Here is a 26,571-nt window from a genome sequence, read left to right as displayed (position 1 = left end):
TGAGGTCATGTCAATCCTGGGGATGGATGACGATGCCCAGCAAACCGGGGCCGGCGTGGACAGCCAGAGTGGGGCTGATCCATCCCAGATAAGTTTCGGAAACATTTCCGGCGTTTTTCACTTGATTCAACAGCGCTTCGGCTTCCTTTTCAGCTTGGGTGTGCAACACGGCAATCCGGGCGCGTGTGGAAGACAGATGCTCGTAAACGGGGGCCATCAGCTTTTTGAGGGCTTGTTTTTTTCCGCGTGCCACCGAGTGCGTGTGCAGTTTTCCTTCCGAATCAAAAGTGATGACGGGTTTGATGGAAAGCATCGATCCGAGAGACTTGGCCACTTTCCCGATTCGCCCGCCTTTTTGCACGTATTGGAGCGTGTCCAGGATAAAATAGGCCTTAATTTTTTCTTTGGTTTCGTGGATCTTCCGGATGATTTCCTCATAATTCTTTGTTTTTTGGATCAGCCGGGCCGTTTCCAGCACCAAAAATCCCAGTATCCAAGAAACCCCTTTGGAATCAATGACATCGATCTTCATGCCGGAAATCTCTTGTGCACACAAACGGAAGGTGTTGTGGGTGCCACTGAGGGAAGCGGAGACTGTCAGAACGATGCAGTGGGTATATCCCTGCTCTTGTAAAGAGTGATAGATCCGGGTGATATCTTCGGGGGAAGGCATGGATGTTTTGGGGACTTCGTGTTCGAGGCGGTTTATGATATCCCGGGAAGTGATATCGATTCCATCGCGGAATTCTCCGCCGGAATAATGGATGCGAAGCGGGACAACGTGAATGTTGAGTTTTTCAACCATTTCACAGGGTAAATCACAGGTGCTGTCTGTGACCAATGCAATTTTCATTCAATAACCTCCTTAAAGTACTTTCAGTATACGGGGTTCGGCTTTCTGTTTGCAAGAAAAATAATATTAGATATAAAAAGAAATTTATATTTTATATGAATATATGGGCAAAAAATCAGCTCACCTGTGATACCAGGTGAGCTGACCGGATCGATGCTCCTCAGTATGAATGCAGGAAGGGGGGAGAAGGAATGTTCTCCAGAGGTTGTCCGTTCTTGTAATAGAGGGAGGGAGAGAGGAGAATGAAAAAAATGTGTGTATTTGAAAAACCTTTTTCTTCCAATAATTGATGGAGTTTGGCAACCAATTGGTCATGCACTTTTTTGTCCCGGGGAAACATCAGGATTTCCAGTGAACGCGGTGACTGGATAATCGGTTCGACCTGAAGCAATTCAATTTTTACTTTTTCTTCAGGGACTTGTGCCATTTTGGCAAAGTCGGTGACAATTTGCGGGGCCAATTGCTTCAGGGTTTCCTTCGGAAAACCTTTAAAACGTAAAAAAGGCATAATTCATTTCCTTTCTATGTTGTTTAATCAGGTCCCATTGTAGTTTTATCATAAATTTGCATGGATTGTTGCGGTTTGTTTTGGGTGGAATTTAGCTGTGCAGGCCGCTAATTAGATTGTACCGATCGTCTTTTCCGCGAATCAAGGTTTCTTTGCTCCGCTGGTTCCGGCTTAAGCAATAATATTTCGGGTTACTAAAATTTATCAATACAAAACAAAAAAGTGCTTGGTTTTTATCGGAAACAAAGAGAATTCTGCCAAATGCCAACGGGTTTTGTCGATCCGGGAACGGGCGGGTTCAATGGATGGTTGTCTCCCGGAGGCCATGTGCGGATCTTTTTAATGATCGCTTGATTTTTGTGCGTGGAAAATGCAAAGATGAATGAAGAGAATGTTCGCGCGGGGAGGCGTTGCCATGTCTTTTGAAAATTCCCTGCAACCTCATCTGGCAGAGGTGCTGAAAAACGCGATCCAACGAAACCGGTTGGCGCATGCATATATTTTTTACGGCCCCAAAAACACGGGGAAAAGAGAAATGGCTTTGGAACTGGCCAAAGCCGCCAATTGTGAACGGAATGAAGCGGATGCCTGCGACCGGTGTCCTTCTTGCATTCAAATTGCGCAAGGCAATCATCCGGAAGTGTTGAAGATCCTTCCGGAGGGAAATGTAATCAAAATTGCGCAGTTGAGACAGTTGCAATCGCGTTTTCGTTACAGCGCCCCGGAAGGCGTGACCCGGTTCGCCATCATCGAGGAAGCCGAAAAAATGAGGGATGAAGCCGCCAACAGCTTGTTGAAATTTTTGGAAGAACCGCAATCCGCCATGGTGGTCATTCTCATCACCAGGCATTTGTCCGATGTGATTCCAACCATCAAATCCCGTTGCCAATTGGTCCGTTTTTCCGAGATTCCGCCATCGGTCAAAAAAGAACAGCTTTTGAAAAAGGGGATTCCGGAGGAACTTGCCGGCGTCTTTGCCCGACTTTCCGGTTCATTGGAAACGGATGGCGAAGCGTATGACGACGGGAAAATCAAACACTATGCGTCCGTGGTGCATCAGGTGAAAGAGTGGGGGGGCCGGATTTTGTCAGGCAGTCCTGATGCATTGCTCACCCTTTCCGAATCGTGGCTGTTGGATGAAGTGAAGGAAGAGAGAGCTTGGTTTTTGTTGGATGTGTTGCTTTTGTATTACCGGGACATTTTGATGAATTCATTGAAAGGGGAGACGGAAATTTTTCGCGATTCCGGGATCGAACGTTTGAGCATGAGGCATTCTCCCGGGAAAATCATGCTGGCGATGGATAATGTCCTGATTGCCCGCCGTCTTTTGGTCAGACCGCAGCTAAACTGGCAAGGCATCTTTGAACAAATGATCGTGGCCGTGTCGGAGGAACGGTTGAGTATGAAAAACGGCTGGGAACTCATTCCGTTGTCCAAAGTTTAACAACGGACAAGCAGTTTCCGATCATCCGGAGAAAAACGGACGCGTTTTTTGGATTCCACAGGGGACCAAAGGACGCGTCCGGTTGTTTTCGGGAAGCTATTTTTTCGTGTTTTCGCCACGGCTTGTCAGTAATTCCGGATAGATCAACTGGCATGCTTTCAACGCGGTCTGCAGCGTCAGCTGATTTTCTGTGGTCAAAAAGCCGTCCCCCAATAATTCTTGAAGTTTCTCTAACCGGTAATAGAGCGATTGGCGTGCGATGTACAGATGGTCGGCGGCTGCTTTTTTGGATCCGTTGTGATCCAGGTAAACTTTGAGCGTGTAGAGCAAATGGCTGTTTCTTTTCTGGTCGTGTTCGATGACCGGTCCCAAATGTTGATGGATAAAGTTTTTTAATTGCTGGTCTTTATCTTTTAAATTCATGATCAGCTGGAAAACGCCCAATTCATCATAAAAGGTGAATTCACTGCTTTGGCGGGCGTTCAGATCCAAAACCTGGCGGGCTTCCTGATAACTTTGGCTGATGGAAGCAAACCCGTTGTAACGTTGTCCCACCCCGGCTTTGAACAGGAAACCGGACTGTTTTTTTAATTGTTTCAACAGCTTTGAAACGCGGGATTTCCAAGAGAAATCAGATTCCAGATCGAATGCGATGATGGCGATCTTTTGGTTGCTCCGGGTGATCAGCGGATAAAAGTGATGTTGCTCAAAAATGGCGCGGATGATGATCGGAAAATCGTATTGCAGATATTCCTCCACTTCCCGCCGTTCTTGTTTGGTTTCGGCGCGGGGAAGCCACTCGATCAGGCAGACAAAGCTTTTTTTATGGTTCAGTCCGTAAAAATCGGCCCCCAAATGATGGTGGATTTGGGATTCGTCGAGCCGGTTGTGAAGCAGATCATCCACCCATACATTTTCAGAGTGCAACCGTCTTTCTTCCATATACCGTTTGCGCAAAAGATCTTGAGCAATCGCCAAGGAGGTCCAATCCAAAATCAAAAATTCGTAACGGGTTGGCTTTTGTTTCAAAATCATGCCGATGTGTGCCCAGGTTTGTCCCATGGCACTTACCGGCTGCAGCAGGATATATTGATTTTGAAACGGCCAATACCGGGCCGACCGGTGTTCTGATGTTTCCATGCCGGGAACCGTCCGTTTATCTTTTAAAAACTGAATGAGTTCGGTTTCTTTTTCGGGTTCCATTTTTGGAAATACAGAAGGCTGATCTTTAAAAGGCAGATAGAGAATGGGTGAATGGGTTTTGTGATACAGCATTTTTAAAATTTTGTTGGTGCCGTTGGGTTCCAGGCTCAAGCGGTGCAACTCACGGGACAGGGCTTCCAGGTTTTTCAGTATCTGAAAATGTTTGTTGATGAGAACGGAATGCAAATCTTGTGTGATATCCACAAAGCGGATGTCGTTGGGAAACACGATCAACGGAAAGTCATGCCGGTTGGCAATTTGAATCAGGTCATCCGGGATCGTGTGAAAGTAGTATCCCAGTTCCAAGCATAAACAGGAAGCATTGAGCCGGATCAATTTTTCCAGATAACGGGCGGGAGAAGCCGAAGAAGATTGAAAATGGATGCCTGTGGCCAGAATCATTTCTTCGCCGTTGATCAACGTGTCAAACTCGGAAACTTCCAAAATATGAACCCACCGGACCCGCCGGTTCAACCCGTTATGGCCTGCAACCACCTTGGCCTCGGCAAATGTCGGACGTTTCAGGATATCTTGCAAAATGAGTGATGCCAATGTGATTCACCTTCTGTGGATAGAGTGTAAGAAAAGGGCGGACAGATTTATGACATGGTGTCTATTGGAACCGCTTTAATAAATAATTTATACTGGAGGCGTACGAATTACAAACGGAAATTAAAGGTGATATTCATGATTATCGGTGTACCCAAGGAAATAAAAAATAATGAAAACCGGGTGGGTTTGACCCCTGCGGCGGTTGCTTCTTATATCAATCACGGGCATGAAGTGTTGATAGAAACCACGGCCGGTGAAGGAAGCGGATTCACGGATCAGGATTATGTGGATGCCGGCGCCAAAATCGTTGGCTCCGCCAAAGAGGCGTGGGCGGCAGATATGGTTGTGAAGGTAAAAGAACCATTGCCGGAAGAGTACCAATATTTCAGAGAAGGATTAATCTTGTACACTTATTTGCATCTGGCCGCCGCTCCCGAACTGACGGAAGCATTGGTGAAAAACAAAGTCGTGGCCATCGCTTATGAAACCATCCAATTGGAAAACCGTTCCCTGCCTTTGTTAACCCCGATGAGTGAAGTGGCGGGAAGAATGTCCGTTCAAATCGGAGCGCAATATCTTGAAAAAGTAAAAGGCGGAAAAGGAATTCTTTTGGGCGGCGTTCCTGGCGTATTGCCCGGTGAAGTGGTCATTATCGGCGGCGGCGTCGTCGGAACCAACGCAGCCAAAATGGCAGTTGGTATGGGAGCCAATGTGACATTGCTGGACATCAATGCCAACCGTTTGCGGGAATTGGATGATCTGTTCCAAGGCAAAGTGAACACCCTGATGTCCAACCCGTACAACATTGCCGAAGCAGTGAAAAAAGCAGACCTGCTGATCGGAGCGGTTCTCATTCCGGGAGCCCGTGCACCGCGCTTGGTGACCGAAGAAATGGTGAAACAAATGAAACCGGGATCGGTCATTGTGGACGTTGCCGTAGACCAAGGCGGATCAATTGAAACCGTGGACCGGATCACCAACCATGATGAACCGACCTATGTCAAACACGGAGTCCTTCATTATGCCGTGCCCAATATTCCGGGGTCGGTACCGCGTACCGCCACCATGGCTTTGTCCAATGTCACCGTCAATTACGGATTGCAAATTGCGGATAAAGGATATCGCCAAGCGGCCTTGGACAACCCGGCACTGGCCAAAGGATTGAATACGTTGGAAGGAAAAGTCACCTGCCTTCCGGTGGCCCGTGATCTCGGCTACGAGTATGTTGATGTGATGAATTTGTTGAAATAAAGTGAAAAAGAGTGAAAAAAGCTGTGCAGATCTTCTGCACAGCTTTTTTTGACGGAGGAAAGAGGGATGGCGTGTATTGACCCATACTTTGGGACAAGCTATGATGATAATAATTCTCATTATCAATATCACGATTGCGGTTATTAAGGTGGTAAACCATGAGACATCATTATTTATTATTTTTCACACTGTTTAGTACATATTTTGGCTTGTCGATGGTCAATCCCCTTATTGCTCCCATGTTGAGGGAATTGCGTTTGGATGAGACACAGATCAGCATGGTTTTTGCCATTGCTGCGGTGTCTTTGTTTGTATCCAGCCTGGTGTGGGGGGATTATTGTGAAAAACATGGACGGAGAAAGCTTTTGGTACATGGCGTTTTTCATTTTTCATTTGCTTATCTGCTGTTTGCGTTTGTCATTCAATTGGGGTTTGCAAACTGGATTTCCTTTTCGCTTTTGTTTGCGTTTCTCTTGTTGATCCGGTTGTATGGCGGTGTGGTTTTTGGTGCGGTTTTAACCGGGGCCCAGGCATTGATGGCTGATCTGACCCATGTAAAAGAAAGAACTTCCGGAATGGCGCTTCTCGGAGCTGCCAATGGGTTGGGGATGATATTGGGCCCGGCATTTGCAAGTATCCTTGTTTTGTGGGACTGGACGGTTCCGGTTTATTTTGCCGCGCTTTTCCCTCTGGTCATGGGATGGATATGGATGAGAAAGGAACCTGACGAGCCTGTCAGAAGAAAAGAATCCCGACCGCATACAGAAAAACTCAGCCCGTTTGACCGCAGCATTTTTCCTTATTTGTTGATGACGGTTTTGGTCCATTTGGTCATTGTCATCTTGCAAGTCACCGCAGGTCTGTATTTCACGGACCAGTTGGGTGTCAATGTGAAAACAGCTGCTCAATGGATCAGTCTTTCCATGTTTGCCATGGGAACGGCGGCATTTTTGGGACAAATGGTGATTGTACGTTTATGGAACCCTTCAAATACCTGGTTGCTTCGACTGGGAGCGCCGGTCATGTTTTTGGGATTTTTCGGTTTTTTGCAAAGTGTGTCGATGTCCGGTATGCTTCTTTCCTTTGCGGGAATCGGATTGGGGGTAAGCCTGATGCTGCCCGGGTGCTTAAGTGCCATTTCATTAAATGCAGGGGAGGAGTCGCAAGGGGCGGCGGCCGGATTGAGCGGGGTCGCCAATGGCATCGGGGCGATGGCCGGTCCCGTTGCCGGATCGTTTTTATATGAAATTCATCCGGTTGTACCTTTCGAATGTTGCCTGTGGGTTTTGTCGGGAATGATTGTGATGGCTTGTCTGATCAAACCGCAAACCAAGGAGCACACGCAACCAGTCTTTCATAAAAGATAAAAAATTTACGGAAATTCGTTTACAGAAAAACAAACTTCATGTTAATATAGTCGATGGATAAATGATAATGATAATCATTATCATTATCAATATTAAGCTGAGCCCAAGGGGGATCACCAATGAGCATCACACATGCACAAACCAATCGGTATTATCTCGCGCATCAGGAACAAACAGAATCCAATGCGCGTTCTTATCCCCGGAGAATCCCGATTGCCATCCGGGAAGCATACGGCATTTATGTCACGGATGTAGAGGGGAAAAAATACGTTGACTGTCTGGCGGGAGCCGGGACGTTGGCATTGGGGCACAATCACCCGGTTGTGACCGAAGCCATTGAGCAGACGCTCAAAGACCGGTTGCCTTTACATACATTGGATCTGACCACTCCGGTAAAAGATGAGTTTGTGGAGGAGCTGTTTGACAGCTTGCCCCGCGAGTTCAGGGAAAGAGCGAAAATTCAGTTTTGCGGTCCGGCCGGTGCCGATGCGGTGGAAGCGGCGCTCAAAATCGTGAAAACTGCCACCGGAAGGCGTAGTGTTCTGGCATTTCAGGGCGGTTACCACGGTATGACCCACGGGGCGCTCAGTCTGATGGGGAATAAAGGGCCGAAAGATCCGATTCCGGGATTGATGCCGGATGTTCACTTTTTGCCTTATCCGTATTCTTATCGTTGCCCGTTTGGACAAGGCGGGGAAAAAGGAGCTTCAATTGGCAGTCAGTTTATCCGGAGGACACTGGAAGATCCGGAAAGCGGCATTCCCGCCCCGGCGGCGATGATCATGGAAATTATCCAAGGCGAAGGCGGTGTGATCCCGGCGCCGGATGAATGGGTGCGCGAAATCCGGTCCATCACCCGGAAGCATCAAATTCCGTTGATTGTGGATGAAATTCAAACCGGTCTCGGACGTACCGGAAAACTGTTTGCTTTCGAACATGCGGGCATCATACCGGATGTGATCACCTTGTCCAAAGCGATTGGCGGTTCGCTGCCGCTCGCGGTGGTGGTGTATGATGAGGCGTTGGACCGATGGGCTCCCGGGGCGCATGCGGGTACGTTCCGCGGAAACCAATTGGCCATGGCTGCCGGACTGGCAACGATCCGCTATATCCGCCAAAATCAAATTGAACAACATGCCCGTGAAATGGGAGAAAAATTGATGAGCAGGTTGAAAAAGGTTCAAAAAGAATCCCATGTGATCGGCGAGGTGCGCGGCCGCGGCCTGATGATCGGTGTTGAGGTGGTGGATCCTCAACAGGAACCGGATCATTTGGGAAGTTATCTAACCGACCCGGCGATGGCCCGGCTCATTCAAAAAGAGTGTTTTGACCGCGGACTCATTTTGGAGTTGGGAGGTCGTCATGGAAGTGTGGTCCGTTTCCTGCCTCCGCTGATCATTACATCGGAGCAGATCGACTGCATTGTTGAAATTTTTGCGGAAGCAGTACAAGCTGCCGAACAATCAAAAGGCCTGGCTTAAGGGGGAAGGCAATTGAAGAGCAACATGATGACAAAGTTGCCGGTAAAAGACTTGTTTTTGGGACATACACCGGAAGCGTGGTCTTCATACCAACTAGCGATATCAGCTGCACAAACGGTATTGTATGAACATTACGCATCGTTGAACCAACCGTTCAGCGGAACCGGGATTGACGAGCTGGTTTCGTTATTCAAGGACATGCCGGTTTGTCCGGAAGAGGGTCGGGATTTGGGTGAAGTGCTGGAGGATGTCGGAAATCACATTTTAAGACACTCCGTCCGGGTGCATGATCCCGCTTGTTCCGCACATCTTCATTGTCCCCCGCTGACACCGGCCCTGGCTGCGGAGCTTTTGATCAGCGCAACCAACCAATCGATGGATTCCTGGGATCAAAGTCCTGCCGCCACTATCCTGGAAGAAAAAATGGTTTCCTGGCTGTGTTCCGTTTTTTACGGAAACAGTCAGGGGAACGGCGTCTTTACCAGCGGAGGGACCCAGTCCAATTTAATGGGACTTCTGTTGGCAAGGGATCACTTCTTGAAACAGAAGCTGAATTGGAACGGGATGCATCAAGGATTGCCGCCGGCGGCGGGAAAAATGAAGGTTCTCTGTTCGGACATCGCGCATTTTACGATCAAACAATCGGCCGCCTTGCTCGGATTGGGAGAAAATGCAGTGGTGCCGGTGAAAACGGATGCCAAGTATCAGATGAGTTTAACGGACTTGGATGAAAAGATCAGCCGGTTGAAAAAGGATGGTTATCATTTGTTTGCCATCGTGGCGACGGCCGGAACCACCGATTTTGGAAGCATCGATCCCCTGCAAGGGATTGCGGACAGGGCGGAAGCGGAAAGTGCATGGTTTCATGTCGATGCCGCTTACGGCGGAGCGTTGGCCTTGAGTGAAAAACACCGGCACCGTCTGGACGGAATCGGGCGGGCGGATTCACTGGCCGTTGATTTTCATAAACTGTTTTATCAGCCGATCAGTTGCGGAGCCTTTTTGTTAAAAGACGGGTCCCGTTTTCAACTGATCAAGCGGCATGCAGATTATTTAAATTCAGAAGAAGATGAAAGGTCGGGAATTCCTCATCTGGTTCATAAATCGGTGCAAACCACCCGCCGGTTCGATGCATTAAAACTGTTTGTTTCTTTGCAAGCAGTCGGAAAAAAACGATTTGCCGGGATGATTGACCATACGATAGAGGTGACCAAAAAGGCGGCGGACTGGATTCGGCGGACCGGACACTTGCAACTGGTCAATGATCCGCCCCAAATGAATGCCCTGGTTTTTCGTTATGTCCCCCGTGATCAAACCGTGGATATTCATCGGATCAACCGGGATATTCGCCAAACGTTGTTGCAACGGGGGAAAGCGGTGATGGCTTTGACCAAAGTGGACGGGCTGACTTCGCTGAAACTGACGATCATCAATCCCCGGATCACGCTTCCCGTTTTGACGGAAATACTGGAGGAAGTCAGGAAAACCGGATTGGAACTGGAAGAAGAGAGGAGAGAGAAAGACTCGTATGGAGGCTAAAAAAATTGCGGAACAAGCCAGCATGCTGGCCTTTTTCAACTGTTACCTCAGAGAAACCCGGCAATTCAAACGGTATGCCAAGGATGAGTGGGAAAAACACCGGATTCACAACCAAAAAACGGTCGATTCGCCGGCAAAAGAATTTTTGGTTGTTTCCTTACAGCACCATCAGATGGAGATTATCGCCCCGCTGAAATACTGGTCCTTGACCGGCCGGCATCTCTTTTACTTCCCGTTCTTTTACCGGATCGGAGAAGGCGGGAAACTGAGGGAGCTGGATTATGTGACGCTGGTGACGATGCTGACCAAAGAATTGACCGTTGAACGAAAATTGAATGTCTTTCCGGATGAGCTGGTTCTTCGCGTGATCCAAAGCTGCCATGAAATGGAAACGTTTGTGGCGCAGAGATATCAAGATGCAGAAGAACTGTACCGCACGCACTTTGATTATTTGGATGCCGAACAATCCCTCATTTTCGGACATTTGCTGCATCCGACGCCGAAAAGTCGGCAAGGCATTCCGGAGCAGGAGCAAAAGACTTATTCTCCTGAATTGAAGGGACGTTTTTCCCTGCGTTATTTCCGTGCTCACCGTTCCATTGTCAAAGAAGGGAGCAACTTGCCGGAGTCTGCGACGGATTGGATCAAAAAAGAGCTTTGGAACGACCGAGAAGTGGATCCGTCCTTTAAAGAAAAGTATCTGAAAGAGGATGAATATTCCCTTTTGCCCGTCCATCCGTTGCAAGCCAAACATTTGCTGGAGGATGAACGGGTCCGGTCGTTGATGGACAAGGGGTTATTGGAAGATCTGGGGGTCCTGGGAAAAGCTTATTATCCGACCGCTTCCATCCGCACGGTCTACCATCCGGAATCTTCCTTTATGTTGAAATTTTCTGTCCGGATCAAGATCACCAACTCCGTCCGGCAAAATCTGTATAAGGAGTTGGAGAGGGGAGTGGAAGTGACCCGCCTGTTGGACAGTGAGATCGGGTACCGTATGAAGCAAAAATATCCCGGATTTCATGTGGTCAAAGACCCTGCCTTTATCACGATTGAGATTCCCGGTGCGGATGAGTCGGGGTTTGAAGTGGTTTTGCGTGAAAACCCGTTTCAGGGAGGTGGTAAAGAAGACGTGACATTGCTTGCCGGGCTTTGTCAAGATGCCCTGCCCGGATTTGAACCCCGCCTGGCCGCAGTGATCAAAGAGGTGGCAGAAAGGGAAGGCAGAGATCCCGGACAAGTGAGCATCGACTGGTTCAAGAAATACCTGGCGATTTCGTTTGAACCGCTGATGTGGTTGTATTCGGAGTACGGCATTGCACTGGAGGCCCATCAGCAAAACAGCCTGGTAAAGCTGAAAAACGGATATCCGGACCAATTTTTCTACCGGGATAACCAGGGCTATTACTACTGTGAATCGACTTTTGCCAAACTGCAAGGAATCCTTCCGGGCATTAATGAAAAAAGCCATACCCTGTGTGCCGATGCCGTGGCCGATGAGCGTTTCCGCTACTACTTTTTTATCAATCATTTATTCGGGCTGATCAATGCTTTCGGGGCATGTGGCCTGGCGAACGAAAAGGTGCTGTTGGAGGAGCTTGCCGGAGCGCTTCGAAAATGGTTGCCCAAGAACCGAAAACCTTCCCGTTTGATTGAAAGCCTTCTGGAAGATGAATGGCTTCCGGGGAAAGCCAATCTGCTCACCCGTCTTCATGATATGGACGAGCTGGTGGGGCCGATGGAAAGCCAGTCGGTTTATGTTCAAATTCAAAATCCCTTGCGGCAAGGAGAGAAGGTTTGCGATGAAATACCCAGTCATGTCTGAAACGTTTGCGATCAAGGATCCCGATATCGGCAAAGTGATATCGTTTCGCCGGGTGGAGATGGAAAAAGATTTGGACAGGCTGCATGAGTGGATGCACCAACCGCATGTCATTCCGTTTTGGAATTTAAACATTCCCTTTGATCAATACCGGGAGCATTTGCGCAAATTCCTGGCGGATCCACACCAAACCCTTCATATCGGTTCCCTTGACGGCACCCCCATGAGTTATTGGGAAACCTATTGGGTCCGGGGTGATATTCTCGGAAAATATTATGACTATGATCCCGAAGACCAGGGGATTCATCTTTTGATCGGTCCGCCCTCGTTTTTGGGGAAAGGATATGCTTTACCCCTGTTAAGGGCCATGACGTACCGGTTATTTCAGCATCAACCGACGCAAAAAGTGGTTGCAGAGCCGGATATCCGAAATGAAAAAATGATCCATATCTTTGAAAAATGCGGATTTGAATTTCAACGGGAGATTGATCTGCCGGATAAGCGGGCGGCTTTGATGTTTTGTTGCCGGGACACTTTTCAAAGGAGATGGAACCATGGTGAAGCATGAGTCGAATGAGATGTTTGATTTGATCGGAGTCGGGCTTGGCCCCTTTAATTTGGGGCTGGCGGCATTGCTTGATCCCGTGACGGAAGTCAAAGCGGTGTTTTTTGAGCAGAAACCCCGCTTTGACTGGCATCCGGGTCTGTTAATGGAAGGAACCACATTGCAAGTACCTTTTTTTGCCGACCTGGTGACGATGGCGGATCCGACCAGCCGCTATACGTTCTTGAATTATCTGAAGGAACAGCGAAGACTTTATCATTTCTACTTTTTGGAGCGCTTTCTGATTCCGCGCCGGGAATACAACGAATATTGCCGTTGGGTGTCACAAAGCCTGAAAACCTGCCGGTTCGGGCAAAAAGTGACGAAAATCGATTGGGTGAAAGACCGTGAAACGTACTTCCGCGTGGAAGTCACATCGCCTTTGACCGGACAAACTTCGGTTTATCACGCAAAACACCTGGTCCTCGGCGTCGGCAGTGTTCCGTCTGTTCCTCCATCGTTCCAAGGGTTGCCGGAAGAAGATATTTTTCACTCGGCCCACTTTTTGGAGCGGCTTAACCGGTTAAAAGAAGCGGAATCGATTACCGTGGTCGGATCGGGGCAAAGTGCGGCGGAAGTCTTTTACACCTTGCTTCAGGAACAAAAAAATCACGGCTACCGGCTGGATTGGCTGACCCGTTCCACCGGATTTTTCCCGATGGAATATTCCAAACTGGGGCTGGAACATTTTTCACCGGACTACATTCACTACTTTTATTCCCTGCCGCCAAAGGTGAAAGAAGCGCGGCTGAAAACCCAGGATTTGTGGTACAAGGGCATCAGTGCCGCCACCATCGCTGATATTTATGAACTTCTTTACGAACGGACGGTGGGAAATCAACATGTGCCGGTGCGGATGCTGGCCCAAACGGAAATCCAAAAAATCGAGCCGGTGCCGGGAGAAAAGAAATATCGCCTGACTTGTCACCACCGTGAGCAAAACAAAACCTTCACGCATGAAAGTGAAGTGGTGGTTCTGGCAACGGGTTATCAGCATCAGATCCCATCCTGTGTCAAGAATTTGTCCGGCCTGATCGCCTGGGATGAGAAGCAACGTTATCAGGTGTCATTGGATTACCGGCTCAAAAAGACCCAAGAGGCCGAAAATGAGATTTTTGTGCAGAATGCGGAGCTTCATACCCACGGGGTGGGGGCACCGGATCTGGGTCTCGGGGCATACCGGAACTCCGTGATTATCAATACACTGACCGGAAGGGAGATTTACCCGGTTCAAAAGCGGAATGTTTTTCAGCAATTCGGAGTCCCGGAAGAAATCAACACCACAGAGGATGCACATCAAACGTCCTCTTTACCGGTATAAAAGGGAGGGATGCATCATGAATACACTGAAAAGTTTTCAACCGGAAACATGGGAGACCGTTTCCCGGAATTTGTTAACCAAGATGATTGCCGAGTTTATGTATGAAGACATCATTCATCCGGATATGGAAAAGGCGGACGGGGAGAATCAACGTTGCCGTTTGGAGCTGAAAAGCGGTGTCACGTACACTTTCGAAGTGAAAAAACGGTTGTTTGACAGTTACCGGGTTCATGGCGACACCATTTACCGACAGGAAAACGGGGAGGTGAAACCGGCCGACAATCCGATTCAATTTTTGCTGGACATCCAAAGCACCATCGGCATGAATTCAATGACGGCGGGGCATTTGATTCGGGAATACACCCACACCCTGGTGGCGGATGCATATATCCTTGAAAAAAAGAAAAACCAACAGCTGGATTTGACCGAATTGGATTATGCCGAGCTGGAAGGGGAAATGGAAGGGCATCCGTGGATCACTTACAACAAGGGGAGAATCGGGTTTAGCCATGAAGATTACCTGAACTATGCCCCCGAACAGAAAAATAAGGCTAAACTGTCCTGGATTGCCGTGCATAAAAAAAGAGCCGATTTTCATTCGGTCACCGGTGTTGAATACGAGGAGCTGGTGAAAAAAGAACTGGGAGAACAGCAGGTGGAATCCTTCCGGCAAGTCCTCATCCAAAACGGTTTGGATGACAAAGATTATTACTTCATGCCGGTGCATCCCTGGCAGTGGGATCATTATATTGTGCCGTTTTTTGCGGAAGAACTCGCGCAAAACCGGATCATCCTGCTGGGAACCGGGGAAGATGAATATCTGCCGCAACAATCGATTCGCACCTTTGTCAATACAAGTTCCAAAGAGAAGCATCACGTCAAGTTGCCGATGAGCATTTTAAACACCTTGGTTTACCGTGGATTGCCCGGCGAAAGAACCGTGTTGGCTCCCAAAATCACGGAATACATCTGGAACATATGGAAAAATGATCCGTATTTGCACAAGGAGTGCCGGTTGATCTTACCGGGGGAAGTGGCCAGCATCAACTATGATCATCCCTATTATGCCAAGCTTAAAGGAGCCCCGTATCAATATTTGGAGATGTTGGGTTGCATTTGGCGGGAAAGCATTTACAACTTTATGGAAGAAGGGGAAAAACCGATCACCTTGGCGGCTCTGGTGCATGTGGACGGGGAAGGCAAACCGTTTGTCTCCCGGTTGGTGGAAAAATCGGGACTCAGCTTGGATGAATGGCTGGATCGTTTGTTTGAAGCCATTTTGCCGCCGTTGCTCCATTACTTGTATCGCTATGGGGTGGTTTTCTCCCCGCACGGGCAAAACACCATTTTGGTGTTGAAAGATTCCGTTCCGATCCGCCTGGCCATGAAAGACTTTGTCGATGATGTCAACGTGAGCCGGGAACCGCTGGAGGAATTGAAAGATTTGCCGGAAGATCTGAAACAGGTGTTGCGCAGTGAAGAGCCGGAAGGGCTTTGCCAATTTATTTTCACCGGATTGTTTATCTGCCATATGCGCTATCTGTCGGATCTGTTGGAACAATATCATCAGTATCCGGAAGAAGTCTTCTGGAAAAAAGTACGGGACACCATCCTGGCTTACCAAAAGCGGTTCCCCGAACTCCAAGAACGTTTCCGGTTGTTTGATTTGCTCCGGCCGAAATTCACCAAACTTTGTCTCAACCGCAACCGGATGCTGGATTACGGATATGAAGACGATGTGGACCGTCCGCACGCTTCCGAATATGGAAAAGTGACCAACGCACTGGCTTTGTCATAAAAAGACAAACCCCGGGGTTGCCGCTCCGGGGTTTTTTGCACTCAAAAAAGGTTTCATGCAGATTGATTGTGATCAGTGGTACCATGGAATGCCCGGCAAAAATTGAATATCCATAGCAAAGAAGAGAATTGATGGGATCATGGACATTCTTCCTGTAATCGGTGTCAAGATGCTTGGAAAAGGAGTGAATCATCATGGTTGAGGGAAATGGACAGGATCAAAAAAGCAAGCCCATGAGTGACGAAGAGCTTCAGAAAGTTACCGTGGGGGAGTTGAAACCCACAATGCGACCATCCATCTCGAGGAGTATGATCCGCGCTGGCCGGAGTTGTTTGAACGGGAAGCCAAACGAATCCGCTTGGCACTTGGCGACAAGATGTTGCGTTTGGAGCATGTCGGATCCACCTCCGTGCCGGGACTGTGTGCAAAGCCTGTCATCGACATCCAGCTGGTGGTGAAAGATTCACAGATGAATCGGCTTATGTCCCGGCGTTGGAGGAAGCCGGTTATCTCTTGCGGATCCGGGAGCCGGAGTGGTATGAGCATCGTCTGTTCAAAGGACCGGATACGGATATCAATCCGCATGTCTTCAGTTCGGGCGCGGAGGAAGTTGACCGGATATAGCAGCCGGTCAGGTTTCAACAAAGATAGTTATTCTTCCGAAGCGTTTACAAGTTGCTGATACATCCGGCGCAACTGTGATTTGTCCACTTTTCCGTTGGCATTGCGGGGAAGCGGTTGCCTGCAGAAGAAAACATCCTTGAGTTTGTGGGGACCGAGTTTTTGGTGTACGTATTGGAGAATCTCTGTTTTTGTAAGTGAAGCCCCTTGGACGGGTTTTACAAAAGCGCAGGGAATTTCCGAACATTGTGGATGAAGGACCCCGGTGACGCTGACATCTTCCACGCCGGGGAGTTCCCGGATCACTTGTTCCACTTCAGCGGGGAAAATCCCGCCGATTTCGGGGGAATAAATTACATCTTTATAACGGTCCACGATTTCCAGAAACCCGTCCTCATCCATTCTCCCGGCGTCTCCTGTCAAGAACCATCCTTGATGAAAAGCTTTTTGGTTTCCTCCGGCTTTTTCCAATACCCGGTGAAAAGTTGCGGGCCCCGAATGGCAACCTCCCCGGTTTCACCCGGTGGAAGCTCTTTTTTGGTTTCGGGGTCCAGGATTTTGATTTCCGGGAATAAATGCGTTTTTCCGACGGTATGGATTTTATCAAGACCCATTTTCGGATTCCATATGGAGATGATCCCGTTTAATTCGGTGGCTCCATAAGCTTGAACCTCCTCAAAGTCCGGTGATTCGCCACTTTTGATCACATTTTCGGGCACTCTGGTCCCTTCGGAGAGGAAACGTTTGAGAGAGGAAAAAGCAGAATCGCTTTGACGAATAAGGGATTGTAAAATGCCGAGTGCATGAGGCGGCAACAAGACGGTGTTCACATTCTCTTTGCCGATGGTCTGTAACAAGGATTCAGCAGTGAGTTCCGGCGGGAAAACAAGGGTTACACCCAAAAAGGATTGTAAACAGACCGGTGCAATCGCTGAAATGTGGAAGGAAGGAGTCGCCACCAGATGACGTGAATACCTGTCCAGAACAAGGGAAGTGCAACTGATTCCACTGGCGAAGTGTCCGGATATTTTTGTAACGCCCTCAAAAGGCCTGGACTTACTTTGTTCTGTTCACAAACGATGGTGTGGCGGATTTTTCCGGTTTCGGCTTCCGTTTGAATCAAGGGATAAAATTGATCTCCCACCAGGAGAAAGTCCGCTTCCAGATCATCGATGGCCCACCGGATCATTTCCGGTTTCCAGTAATGGTTCAGGGGAACCGCGACGGCTCCGATCTTGGCCAAGGCCATCAAACTGAGGGCGAACGAAGCATTGGTTCCGGTCAAAAGGGGAACCCGGTCTCCTTTTTTGACCCCTTGCCCGGATAAATAACGGGCAAATTGGTTGGTTCGTTCCTCGTACTCCCGGTAGCGGATGCGAAAACCGGGAGAAACCAGCGCCTCTTGATCCGGATGGAATTGGGCATAAGATCTCAAAGCATTCCCAAGCGTGCTGGCAATCTGGATCAAGATATCACCTCATGAAAAAATGGATGCTAATGATTTTCAATCCAAAGGCCCTTTCAATTTTCTTCCATGCAAAGGAATCCTGTCGCTAATAATATAAAATAATTAGGTTATATTTTATTGAAAATTACTAAAAATCAGCCGCCTGTGGCCGCAAGTTAAAAGGAGAAGAAACATGGCCGTGGAATACACGCAAGCCCCGGGCAGAGGAACCGGGGCTTGCGAATGAAAAATGTTATCCGGCATGGATTCGTTTCAGTTGTTGATTCAGTTGTTTGGCTTCTTCCAATGCTCTTTCATCATGCAGGATTCCGTCGGGTTTGCCTCCGTAACCGATCAGATACCCTTTGAAATCCATCGACATAAATTTGAAGATCAAATCAAACTGTTGTACGAGCGGGAGAGCGAACAACCGGGCATTTTCCCCGCCGGTGATCACAACGTAAGCTTGTTTTCCGCGCATGGCTTCTTTGAAATCATACCGGGAATCGCGTAAGCTTTGGGACCAGCGGTCAATAAAATTTTTCATGTGTCCGCTCATCCCGTACCAATATAAAGGCGTTCCGAAGACAATGGCGTCATGCTCCATGACCTGTTGAATGAGGCGGTCATAATCATCATCCACCGGATCAAAGCCGTCGGGGTCATGGCGCTGATCCAAAATCGGACGGATGGAGTATTCCCGGAGATAAAGATGCGTTGCCGGTATATCTTCCAGTACAAAGTGTGTCAGTTTTTCCGTGTTTCCATTTTTCCGTGAACTTCCGTGAATGGCCATCCATTTCATGGGTTTCTTCCTTCCTCTCCAGCGTAAAAGTAGGTTGTAACTATAAAACTTTCTACTCCTCCCTTGTCTGTTCCTTCTTTTTTCAGATTTTTTGTGGCTTTGGATTGAAAACAGGCTTTCAATGCCTGGACTTAAACCAGAGGAGGAACATCGGTTTTTCCCTGAGCGAACAGTTCTTTGACCATGTGCTTGGCGTAGCCGGCAGCTTGGGCAAAGGTGATCTTGGCCGGCATGGGCGCTTCGTCGGCATCGACCACCACGTCGATGATGCAAGGCTTTTTCTGCCTGACCGCTTGCTCAAAGGCCGGGAGCAGTTGATCGGGGGTTTCCACCCGGTAGCCGATCCCGCCGCAGATTTCGGCATAGCGGGCAAAATTCGGGTTGGTCAGATCGGTTCCAAACTCAACATTGCCCATCACTTCCTGTTCAAACTTAATCATGGCGATTTTGTGGTTGTTCAAGACCACCACCACGATGGGAAGCCCATATTTGACAGCGGTGACAAAGTCGTTCATCGTCATGCCGAAGCCCCCGTCCCCGCAGATGGCAAACACTTGTTTATCCGGATGTGCGATTTTGGATGCAATGGCTCCGGGAAGCCCGCAACCCAGAGTGGCCAGCCATGCGGAGGTGAGAAATTGTTGCCGGATCATACGGAAATGCCGTGCCACCCATACCGTCACATTGCCGACATCCACCGATAAAATGGCATCATCATCGGCGACTTGTTGCAAAGCTTTCAGCACCCGTTGTGGTTTGATCGGAACCTCATCGGCTTCTTCGTGTTTCGCAAGATGGTCCCACCAGTCTTTCATCATTTTTTGATGGGTCTCCAAATGGCTGCGGTCTGTTTGATAAGGAACCTGATCAATGAGCCAGCCCAATGTGTAATCGGCGTCGCCGGCCAGTCCGATATCCACGGGCATGCGTTTTCCGATTTGGGTGGGATCCGTGTCGATTTGAATGGTTTTCGCTTCCCGGGGCAGAAAGCCGGTAAACGGGAACGACGTGCCTGCCAGAATCAGGGTGTCCGCGTTTTGCATGGCTTCATAGGCCGGGCGGGTTCCGATCAGTCCCAGACCGCCGAGACAAAGGGGATGTTCATCGGGGATCACGCCTTTGGCCGGCAAACTGAGAATGATGGGAGCGGCCATTTTTTCCGCAAGGCGGATCAGATTTTCTTTCGCATGTTTCGTTCCTTTTCCGGCCAGGATGACCGGCCGTTTCGCTTTTAACAGGATTTCTTTGGCCTGGAGAAGATCGTTTTTATCGGGGCGGATTTCTTGTTTGCAATAAAACGAAGTGGTGGTGCGCACTTCCCGTTCCACTTCAAAGCGGGGAATGTCGTCCGGAATGGTTAAAACGGCAACCCCTTTTTTGGTGTAGGCGGTCCGGATGGCCTGATTAACCACCGCCGGCAGTTGTTCGGCCGACATGATCCGCTGGTTATAAACGGCCACATCGTCAAACAGGCGATCCAGATTGACTTCCTGGAAATAGTCAATTCCGATCAAATCGGATTCAACTTGGCCGGTTATGGCCAAAACGGGAGCGTGATCCAACTTGGCGTCATACAATCCGTTCAACAGATGAATGGCCCCCGGCCCGGCAATGGCGGTACAAACGCCCAATTTTCCGGTTAATTTGGCGTAGGCGGCTGCGGCCAACGCACCGGCTTCTTCATGCCGGACCTGTATAAATTTGATTTTGTCTTTGGCTTTCCGGATTGGCTCGATCAAAGAGTTGATCGAATCCCCGGGCATTCCGTATATATGATCCACTCCCCAATCGATCAGCAGATCAACCAAGTATTCACCGGCTTTTTTTCGGAACATCGAAAAATCCTCCTTCTCGTTCATTCGGTTGTTTTTTATTGTGCGCAAGCGGTGATAAAAACATCCTTTGAAACGGAGAAAGAAGGATCATTGCCACGTGTTCCGGCTTTTTCCCTCGCGACGCGCCTGATCTTCCTGAAAACGGTGAAGATGTTCTTCTTCCACCGCCTTGGCCAAGGCTTGTTCCGTGTGGATGAATGCGCGGGTGGCTTCGCGAAGCTTGCGTTCCCATTTCAATTGTTCCAGCCGGTGATGGCGTTCCACCTCTTTGTTCCCTTGGTGTTTGGCGCGCTGCATTTCATCAAGATGATAAAACATTTGTTTTTCGCATTCTTCGATATCCCGTTTGATTTCATCGATCAATAAGTGGTATCTGCGGACTGACATACGATACTCCTTTTTGGAATGGTTTTCCAATGACTTCTCTTTTGGAAGGAGTGATCCCTGCACGGATTTTCCGGTTCCGGGTTGGTGCTTAAAAGCCAAAGCCCGTTGGTTTATAATAAAATTAAGTACAGAGGGAGAATGAGAGCCATTATGAAAGAAAGTTATTTGTTGCGCAAAATTGTAATATCTCGTACAGAAATCCCGTTTTTGCACGGGCAATTGATTTATGATTATGAAGAGTGTTCCGGACATATCGAGCTGATCGTGGAATCGGTTTCGGATGAGGTGCAAGAAGTCTTGAAATCAGAACCCAAGTTTAAGATTCCCGTTTCTTGCATGACGCAGGAATTTTACCGGATGGAAGGATTGACCCGGTGTTTCCAAGTTTATGAAAACCGGTTTCAATTGCAATTTCCGTTGGATACCAAACTGAACAAAGAGGCGTTCTCCATGACTGAACTGTTGCAGCCGTATGAACTGGTGGAGTTGGAGTATAAGGGGCAAACGTATTGCGGATATTTAGCCAATTGGTCCCGTGACGGAAATATGGTTGCGCTCAAAGACCGGGAAACCATGCAAATCCGGCTTTTCCCGTTATCCGGCGTGAAAATCACCTTATTGGACAGCGGGTTAAAAGGATGAATCATTTCTGTTAATCAAGTCGTCTCTCATCCTGCATGAAAGGGGAGCCGAGATGAATCCGGAAGAAGGCATCCATACCGATTTTCGTGAACAAATGACTTACGGGGATTATCTCCGGTTACATTTGCTGTTGGATTGCCAAAAACTGTTGTCCGGCCATCATGATGAGATGTTGTTTGTGATTATTCATCAGACGAGTGAATTGTGGATGAAGTTGATGATTCACGAGTTGGAAGCGGCGATGGAGTCGATCCGGACAGGGGATTTGCCGGCCGCTTTTAAAATGCTGTCCCGGTTTTCCAAAATCCAATCCCAAATCATCCAATCTTGGGATGTGTTGTCCACGTTGACACCGTCCGAATATATGAAGTTTCGCGGTTATTTGGGACATGCTTCCGGTTTTCAATCCTATCAATACCGGATGATTGAATTTTATCTGGGCAAAAAGAGTACACACATTTTAAAAATTTATGAAAACGATCCAGTTTTGCTTGAAAAATTGAAGCAAGCTTATGAAGCCCGCAGCATATATGATGTTTCCATCGAAGCATTGCATAAGGCCGGTTTCTCCATTGACGAAAAAGTATTGAACCGGGATGTCCGAAAGCCTTATCAATATGAGGAAAGTGTGGAACAAGCGTGGCTTCAGGTATATCAAAACGTGGAAAAATACTGGGATTTGTATGAATTGGCAGAGAAGCTGGTCGATTTGGAAGACTGGTTTCAGCAGTGGCGGTTCCGGCACATGAAAACCGTGGAGCGGATCATCGGTTACAAAAAAGGAACCGGCGGCTCGTCCGGGGTTTCTTATTTGAAAAAAGGGTTGGACCAATCCTTTTTTCCGGAGCTTTGGCATGTGCGCACAAAACTACAGGCGAGGTGAATCCGGTGCCGTCCTTCTCCTCTTTTTTTGAAGAAGCATGGGAGCTGGATCAAAACGATCCGCTCGGGAAGTATCGCGGGGAATTTTATTTGCCGGACGGGAAAATCTACTTGGACGGGAATTCATTGGGGTTGCTTTCCAAACGTTCGGAGCTGGCCTTGACGGAAGTTTTGGACAGTTGGAAAAAACTCGGGATAGACGGCTGGGTTCAGGGAAAAAGGCCCTGGTTTTATTTCGCGGAGGATTTGGGGCAAAAGATGGCGCCTTTGGTGGGGGCGCGGCCGGAGGAAGTGGTGGTGACCGGTTCGACGACGGTGAATATCCACCAATTGGTTGCCACTTTTTACCGCCCGCAAGGTTCCCGCCGCAAGATCTTGGCGGATGTACTCAATTTTCCCTCCGATCTTTATGCTTTAAAAAGCCAGTTGATTCTTCACGGATATTCTGCGGAAGAAGACTTGATCTGTGTGCCGTCTGACCCGTCGGGGAGATATTTGGATGAGGATGAAATCATTGCAATGATGAATGAGGAGGTGGCGCTGGCCTGGTTGCCGCCCGTTTTATACAAAAGCGGACAATTGTTGGATATGGAAAAGTTGACCAAAGCGGCTCATGAGCGCGGCATCCTCATCGGCTGGGATGCATGCCATTCTGTCGGGGCGGTTCCCCACCGGTTTGCGGAGTGGGGGGTTGATTTTGCCGCTTGGTGCACGTATAAATATTTGAACAGCGGTCCTGGTGGGGTGGCCGGTCTCTATGTCCACAAAAAACATCACGGAACCAAACCGGGGCTTGCCGGTTGGTTTGGTTCGGACAAAGAGCGCCAATTTGAAATGGCACCGGAGATGATCCCCGGAAGCGACGCCGGGGCTTATCAGATCGGAACGCCGCATTTGCTCAGTATGGCTCCGCTCATTGGATCGTTGTCCATCTTTGCTGAAGCGGGGATGGAAGCCATACGCAAAAAATCGTTAATGTTAACGGACTTTCTTTTCAAAATGGTGGATCAGATTTTTTCTTCTTACGGATTTGAAACCGGAACCCCGCGGAATCCCAAGCAGCGTGGAGGGCATCTTGCTTTGGAACATCCCGATGCCCTTCAAATCAGCAGGGCATTAAAGGCAGAGGGCGTCATCCCTGACTTTCGCCCTCCCAATGTGATACGATTGGCTCCGGTGGCTTTATACAACTCGTTCATCGATGTTTGTGAAGCCATGAAACGATTGAAGCAGATTATGGATGAGAAAAAGTATCAACATTACCCCACTGAATCGAAAGAGGTGACTTGATGACCTGGATTGATATTTCCCAGCCCCTTCACTCCGGAATCCCGGTTTGGCCGGGAGATGCCCCGTTTCAATATGAATTCACTTACACCAAAGAAGAAAGCGGATCGGTCAATGTCGGTCAGGTGCAAATGAGCACCCATACCGGAACCCATATTGATGCCCCTTTTCACTTTGACGAGGCGGGGAGCAAGGTGAACGAATTGGATGTGAATCTTTATATCGGCAAAGCCAGGGTCATTCATTTGCCGGGAAGAGAAAAAATCAAGGCGGAGGACCTGATGGAAAAAGAATGGGGCGGGATAAGCCGCCTTCTGATCCGGACCGATTCGTGGCGGGATCGGAACGTGTTTCCCGAAGAAATTTGTCATTTGGATCCGGATGCGGTCCCGTATCTGAAAAAACAGGGGATCCGCCTGATCGGGCTGGATGTTCCGTCCGTGGATCCGATCGACAGCAAGACGTTGCCGGCACACCATGCTTTATGGGATGCAGGCATCCACATTTTGGAGGGGGCGGTTTTGGACAATGTGGAAGAAGGGATTTATGAATTGATCGCTTTGCCGCTTCCCATTCTCGGAGGGGACGGGAGCCCGGTCAGGGCCGTGATTCGCCCGGTGGCAGAATCCCTTTGAAGCGGTAAAAAGAGGCGGAGCATTTCCGCCTCTTTTTTCAGGAGAAGTTTTCGTTGATCAGCGTGACTTTTCCAACCGCCTGGCCCGATTCGAGCCGTCGATGGGCTTCAGCCGCTTCTGCAAAAGCGTAAGTTTTTTCATCCAACAAGGGCTTGATTTTTCCTTCATCCACCCACCGGCTGATTTGTCTCAAGATTTCACCATGGCGTTGCAGGCCTTTGCCGGTGAGAATCGGGAGGATCATAAAGACGGCATGCAGGGTCAATCCTTTGTTGTGCATGAGGGATAAATCATGCGTGGAACGGGCTGCGATGGTGACGACATGGCCGTGGATTTTGACTGCTTGCAGAGAGCGGTCGATATTGGCTCCGCCGACGGTGTCGATCACCACGTCAAAGCCTTCGCCGCCGGTATATTGTTTGACATAGTCATCCACTTCGCTTTGCCGGTAAAAAATGGGGTGATCGGCTCCCAACCTTTTGGCGATTTCTGCTTTCCGGTCTGTGGAGACGGTGGTATGTATCGTGGCACCGGTGAGTTTGGCCAGTTGCAGGGCGATATGGCCGACGCCCCCGGTTCCGGCATGAACCAACACGTTTTGTCCTTCCTGAATCCGTCCCCGCTCAAAAACGGCTTCCCAGGCGGTAATCGACACCAGGGGAAGGGCGGCCGCTTCTTGGAAGGAGAGTGTGCGGGGTTTTGGTGCCACCAACTCTTCGCGGACGAGCAGGTAATCGGCCAGAGCCCCGCCATGCGTGTTTTTAAAGCCTCCGGCACAGGCAAAAACCTCATCCCCGACTTGAAAAGAGGTGATCCCTTCCCCGGTTTCTTCAATGACACCGGCCACATCGCCGTGTAAAACGGCCGGCAGTTCGGGGGCAACATTCGGCACGGCTCCGCTTCGGATTTTTGTATCAATCGGATTGACACTGGTGGCGGCGACGCGGATCAGGACATGTCCGGGCAACACCGCCGGTCGTTGGAGGGTTGCCGGTTCAAACACATCCGGGGAACCAAATTGGCGGATGATTTGTGCATGCATGGTTTTCTCCTCCTTTATTTTTTAACAATATAACATATCTTTGGCGTGAGAAGGAGGAGGATCACTCGTCTTTGGCTTTGACACCGTAGTCCCGCAAATTGAGATCGACTTTAATGCGAATCGGAACGTCGGCAAACCATTTGACTTCCCATTCATTCTTGATGCGTTGCCACAATTTGTTGTCATGGATGCGGAGAGCGTCTCCGAAACCGGCCACATCGGCCTGATAAATTTTTTGCATTTTATACAATGCCGAACGCATTTGATGGACGATTTTTTCTTCTGCCTTTTGTTCCAAGCGTTCAAGATATTTCGGATCCGTGGCGTCTTCTTCTTCAATCCAGTCTTCCGTCAAATAACCTCCGGTTTTCACGTGGACATCAAAAGAAATTTTGTCACCATCCACACGGGGTTTGATTTTGCTGGACATGTTAAAAATCCTGACGGCGAAAATGGCTTGATCCTCATCATAAACGTTTAACACGCCGCCTCCCTTTTTTCCGGTGATCCAGTTGACCCCAGCAATGTCTTCGGAATTCATGAAACCGATCAATTTTTTGTTTCTCCCGCTGATGACAGCGGCATCTTCCAGTACGATTTCATCATTTTTTTTGGCGATGCAGGGGAGCAAAAAGCTTTGGTTGCTGGCCAAAAATTTCCCTGCTCTTCCATACGTCACCGGCTCTAATATCCGAAGCGAATATTTGGTGTTGTCTGCGATACTGAGAATTTTAAGAGCCGGCAATTCATTGCCTTTGCTTTTATCATCGCTCTGCAGAAACTCTCCCGCTTTTCCTTTCGTGCACAGGATGGTGCTGCTTAAGCGGACATACGGGCCTCGAAACAGATAGTCCAGCATGTTTCGAAAATTCATGCGTTTGGCCAATTCTTCCCCGATCAACGTGATCTTCAGGTGTTGTCCAATGAGCGGACCCCGGTTGAATAAAGCGACTTCCACAGCCATCTTGCCTAAGGTGTTTCCGGTGATCGTTGTATTTTCATAATCGACTTCTCCTTCCCCGCCGGAAGTTTGGTTCGGATCCATAATTTGAAGGGTGGCGTTGATCACCGGTTTTTCCCCTTCAATCCGGACTTCACCGGTCTCTGTGTCACCCAGATCAAGGGCCAGTCCGATATTGGCTGAAGTTTCTTCAATATCCCGGTAGTCCCAACAGCCTGTGAGCATGATCAGGCTTACGAGAATCAAACTGACAAACAGTCGCCTTTTTCCGTTCATGTTGACCT

The 26,571-nt window shown here is 48.8% G+C and carries 24 protein-coding genes and 1 pseudogene; 14 read left to right on the top strand and 11 right to left on the bottom strand.

From position 1 onward, the window contains the following. Positions 1-10: 10 nt before the first annotated feature. Both FA954_RS11110 and FA954_RS11105 read right to left on the bottom strand, forming a co-directional pair. Positions 11-853 carry a DegV family protein gene (locus tag FA954_RS11110; RefSeq protein ID WP_037994364.1) on the bottom strand — a complete coding sequence of 281 codons (843 nt, stop codon included), beginning with the start codon at positions 851-853 and terminating at the stop codon, positions 11-13. Between the two features lie 160 nt (positions 854-1,013). Further along, entirely contained in the window at positions 1,014-1,361 is a 348-nt protein-coding gene (locus FA954_RS11105; protein WP_037994365.1) for a DUF1904 family protein, read from the bottom strand. Positions 1,362-1,776: 415 nt separating this feature from the next. Here FA954_RS11105 and holB point away from each other — a divergent pair, with 415 nt between their 5' ends. Continuing rightward, a complete protein-coding gene (gene holB / locus FA954_RS11100; protein ID WP_052186662.1) occupies positions 1,777-2,805 on the top strand; it encodes a DNA polymerase III subunit delta' in 1,029 nt (342 codons plus the stop codon). Positions 2,806-2,901: 96 nt separating this feature from the next. Here the strand turns inward: holB and FA954_RS11095 are convergent, their stop codons facing one another. Continuing rightward, positions 2,902-4,560 carry a PucR family transcriptional regulator gene (locus FA954_RS11095; protein ID WP_121873933.1) on the bottom strand — a complete coding sequence of 553 codons (1,659 nt, stop codon included), beginning with the start codon at positions 4,558-4,560 and terminating at the stop codon, positions 2,902-2,904. 135 nt (positions 4,561-4,695) lie between these two features. Here FA954_RS11095 and ald point away from each other — a divergent pair, with 135 nt between their 5' ends. From ald to FA954_RS11050, 9 genes and pseudogenes are all read left to right on the top strand, one after another. Then, a complete protein-coding gene (gene ald / locus FA954_RS11090) occupies positions 4,696-5,811 on the top strand; it encodes an alanine dehydrogenase (protein WP_037994369.1) in 1,116 nt (371 codons plus the stop codon). A 158-nt stretch (positions 5,812-5,969) separates the two neighbouring features. After that, entirely contained in the window at positions 5,970-7,178 is a 1,209-nt protein-coding gene (locus FA954_RS11085; protein WP_037994371.1) for an MFS transporter, read from the top strand. A gap of 119 nt (positions 7,179-7,297) precedes the next feature. After that, entirely contained in the window at positions 7,298-8,659 is a 1,362-nt protein-coding gene (locus tag FA954_RS11080; protein WP_037994373.1) for an aspartate aminotransferase family protein, read from the top strand. A 12-nt stretch (positions 8,660-8,671) separates the two neighbouring features. Continuing rightward, entirely contained in the window at positions 8,672-10,198 is a 1,527-nt protein-coding gene (locus FA954_RS11075) for a pyridoxal phosphate-dependent decarboxylase family protein (RefSeq protein ID WP_217496813.1), read from the top strand. Continuing rightward, positions 10,188-12,023 carry an IucA/IucC family protein gene (locus FA954_RS11070; protein WP_037994375.1) on the top strand — a complete coding sequence of 612 codons (1,836 nt, stop codon included), beginning with the start codon at positions 10,188-10,190 and terminating at the stop codon, positions 12,021-12,023. The genes FA954_RS11075 and FA954_RS11070 overlap by 11 nt, the downstream gene beginning before the upstream one ends. Continuing rightward, entirely contained in the window at positions 12,001-12,588 is a 588-nt protein-coding gene (locus FA954_RS11065) for a GNAT family N-acetyltransferase (RefSeq protein ID WP_037994377.1), read from the top strand. The genes FA954_RS11070 and FA954_RS11065 overlap by 23 nt, the downstream gene beginning before the upstream one ends. Further along, positions 12,575-13,945 carry a lysine N(6)-hydroxylase/L-ornithine N(5)-oxygenase family protein gene (locus FA954_RS11060; protein ID WP_049719749.1) on the top strand — a complete coding sequence of 457 codons (1,371 nt, stop codon included), beginning with the start codon at positions 12,575-12,577 and terminating at the stop codon, positions 13,943-13,945. Before FA954_RS11065 ends, FA954_RS11060 begins: the two co-directional genes overlap by 14 nt. 16 nt (positions 13,946-13,961) lie before the next feature. Continuing rightward, on the top strand, positions 13,962-15,743 hold the full coding sequence (locus FA954_RS11055) for an IucA/IucC family protein (RefSeq protein WP_175413207.1): 1,782 nt from the start codon (positions 13,962-13,964) through the stop codon (positions 15,741-15,743). A 194-nt stretch (positions 15,744-15,937) separates the two neighbouring features. Then, a pseudogene (locus tag FA954_RS11050) lies at positions 15,938-16,364 on the top strand (GrpB family protein); the annotation flags it as partial. A 30-nt stretch (positions 16,365-16,394) separates the two neighbouring features. Here FA954_RS11050 and FA954_RS11045 read toward each other — a convergent pair. The 6 genes from FA954_RS11045 to FA954_RS11020 form a co-directional block, all read right to left on the bottom strand. Then, positions 16,395-16,766 (bottom strand): AMP-binding enzyme, encoded by a 372-nt coding sequence (locus FA954_RS11045; protein WP_175413206.1) that lies wholly within the window; start codon positions 16,764-16,766, stop codon positions 16,395-16,397. Positions 16,767-16,783: 17 nt separating this feature from the next. After that, positions 16,784-17,323 (bottom strand): AMP-binding protein, encoded by a 540-nt coding sequence (locus tag FA954_RS14015; RefSeq protein ID WP_170151198.1) that lies wholly within the window; start codon positions 17,321-17,323, stop codon positions 16,784-16,786. After that, positions 17,257-17,832, bottom strand: a complete 576-nt coding sequence (locus tag FA954_RS11035) for an AMP-binding protein (protein ID WP_062842858.1) — start codon at positions 17,830-17,832, stop codon at positions 17,257-17,259. Before FA954_RS11035 ends, FA954_RS14015 begins: the two co-directional genes overlap by 67 nt. A 232-nt stretch (positions 17,833-18,064) precedes the next feature. Continuing rightward, entirely contained in the window at positions 18,065-18,616 is a 552-nt protein-coding gene (locus tag FA954_RS11030) for a flavodoxin family protein (RefSeq protein WP_037994386.1), read from the bottom strand. Between the two features lie 131 nt (positions 18,617-18,747). Continuing rightward, on the bottom strand, positions 18,748-20,451 hold the full coding sequence (locus tag FA954_RS11025) for a pyruvate oxidase (RefSeq protein WP_037994388.1): 1,704 nt from the start codon (positions 20,449-20,451) through the stop codon (positions 18,748-18,750). A gap of 87 nt (positions 20,452-20,538) precedes the next feature. Then, on the bottom strand, positions 20,539-20,838 hold the full coding sequence (locus tag FA954_RS11020; protein ID WP_037994390.1) for a hypothetical protein: 300 nt from the start codon (positions 20,836-20,838) through the stop codon (positions 20,539-20,541). Positions 20,839-20,988: 150 nt separating this feature from the next. On the opposite strand from FA954_RS11020, the gene FA954_RS11015 reads away from it, so the two are divergent. The 4 genes from FA954_RS11015 to kynB are packed head-to-tail and all read left to right on the top strand — an operon-like array spanning position 20,989 to position 24,284. Further along, on the top strand, positions 20,989-21,480 hold the full coding sequence (locus FA954_RS11015) for a hypothetical protein (protein WP_037994393.1): 492 nt from the start codon (positions 20,989-20,991) through the stop codon (positions 21,478-21,480). A gap of 52 nt (positions 21,481-21,532) precedes the next feature. Then, positions 21,533-22,363, top strand: a complete 831-nt coding sequence (kynA, locus tag FA954_RS11010) for a tryptophan 2,3-dioxygenase (RefSeq protein WP_037994394.1) — start codon at positions 21,533-21,535, stop codon at positions 22,361-22,363. Between the two features lie 5 nt (positions 22,364-22,368). Beyond that, positions 22,369-23,652 carry a kynureninase gene (gene kynU / locus FA954_RS11005; RefSeq protein ID WP_138615100.1) on the top strand — a complete coding sequence of 428 codons (1,284 nt, stop codon included), beginning with the start codon at positions 22,369-22,371 and terminating at the stop codon, positions 23,650-23,652. Further along, the gene (gene kynB, locus FA954_RS11000; protein ID WP_037994396.1) at positions 23,652-24,284 is read left to right on the top strand and encodes an arylformamidase; all 633 of its coding nucleotides are present in this window, start codon (positions 23,652-23,654) and stop codon (positions 24,282-24,284) included. Before kynU ends, kynB begins: the two co-directional genes overlap by 1 nt. Before the next feature lie 37 nt (positions 24,285-24,321). Here kynB and FA954_RS10995 read toward each other — a convergent pair whose 3' ends face one another. After that, on the bottom strand, positions 24,322-25,326 hold the full coding sequence (locus FA954_RS10995; protein WP_138615099.1) for a zinc-dependent alcohol dehydrogenase family protein: 1,005 nt from the start codon (positions 25,324-25,326) through the stop codon (positions 24,322-24,324). 61 nt (positions 25,327-25,387) lie between these two features. Further along, on the bottom strand, positions 25,388-26,563 hold the full coding sequence (locus FA954_RS10990) for a Ger(x)C family spore germination protein (protein WP_138615098.1): 1,176 nt from the start codon (positions 26,561-26,563) through the stop codon (positions 25,388-25,390). Positions 26,564-26,571 lie beyond the last annotated feature (8 nt).

Origin of the sequence: Thermoactinomyces vulgaris (assembly GCF_005886755.1) — a bacterium.
GTDB lineage: Bacteria > Bacillota > Bacilli > Thermoactinomycetales > Thermoactinomycetaceae > Thermoactinomyces > Thermoactinomyces vulgaris.
This window is presented reverse-complemented; position numbering and strand designations above follow the sequence as displayed.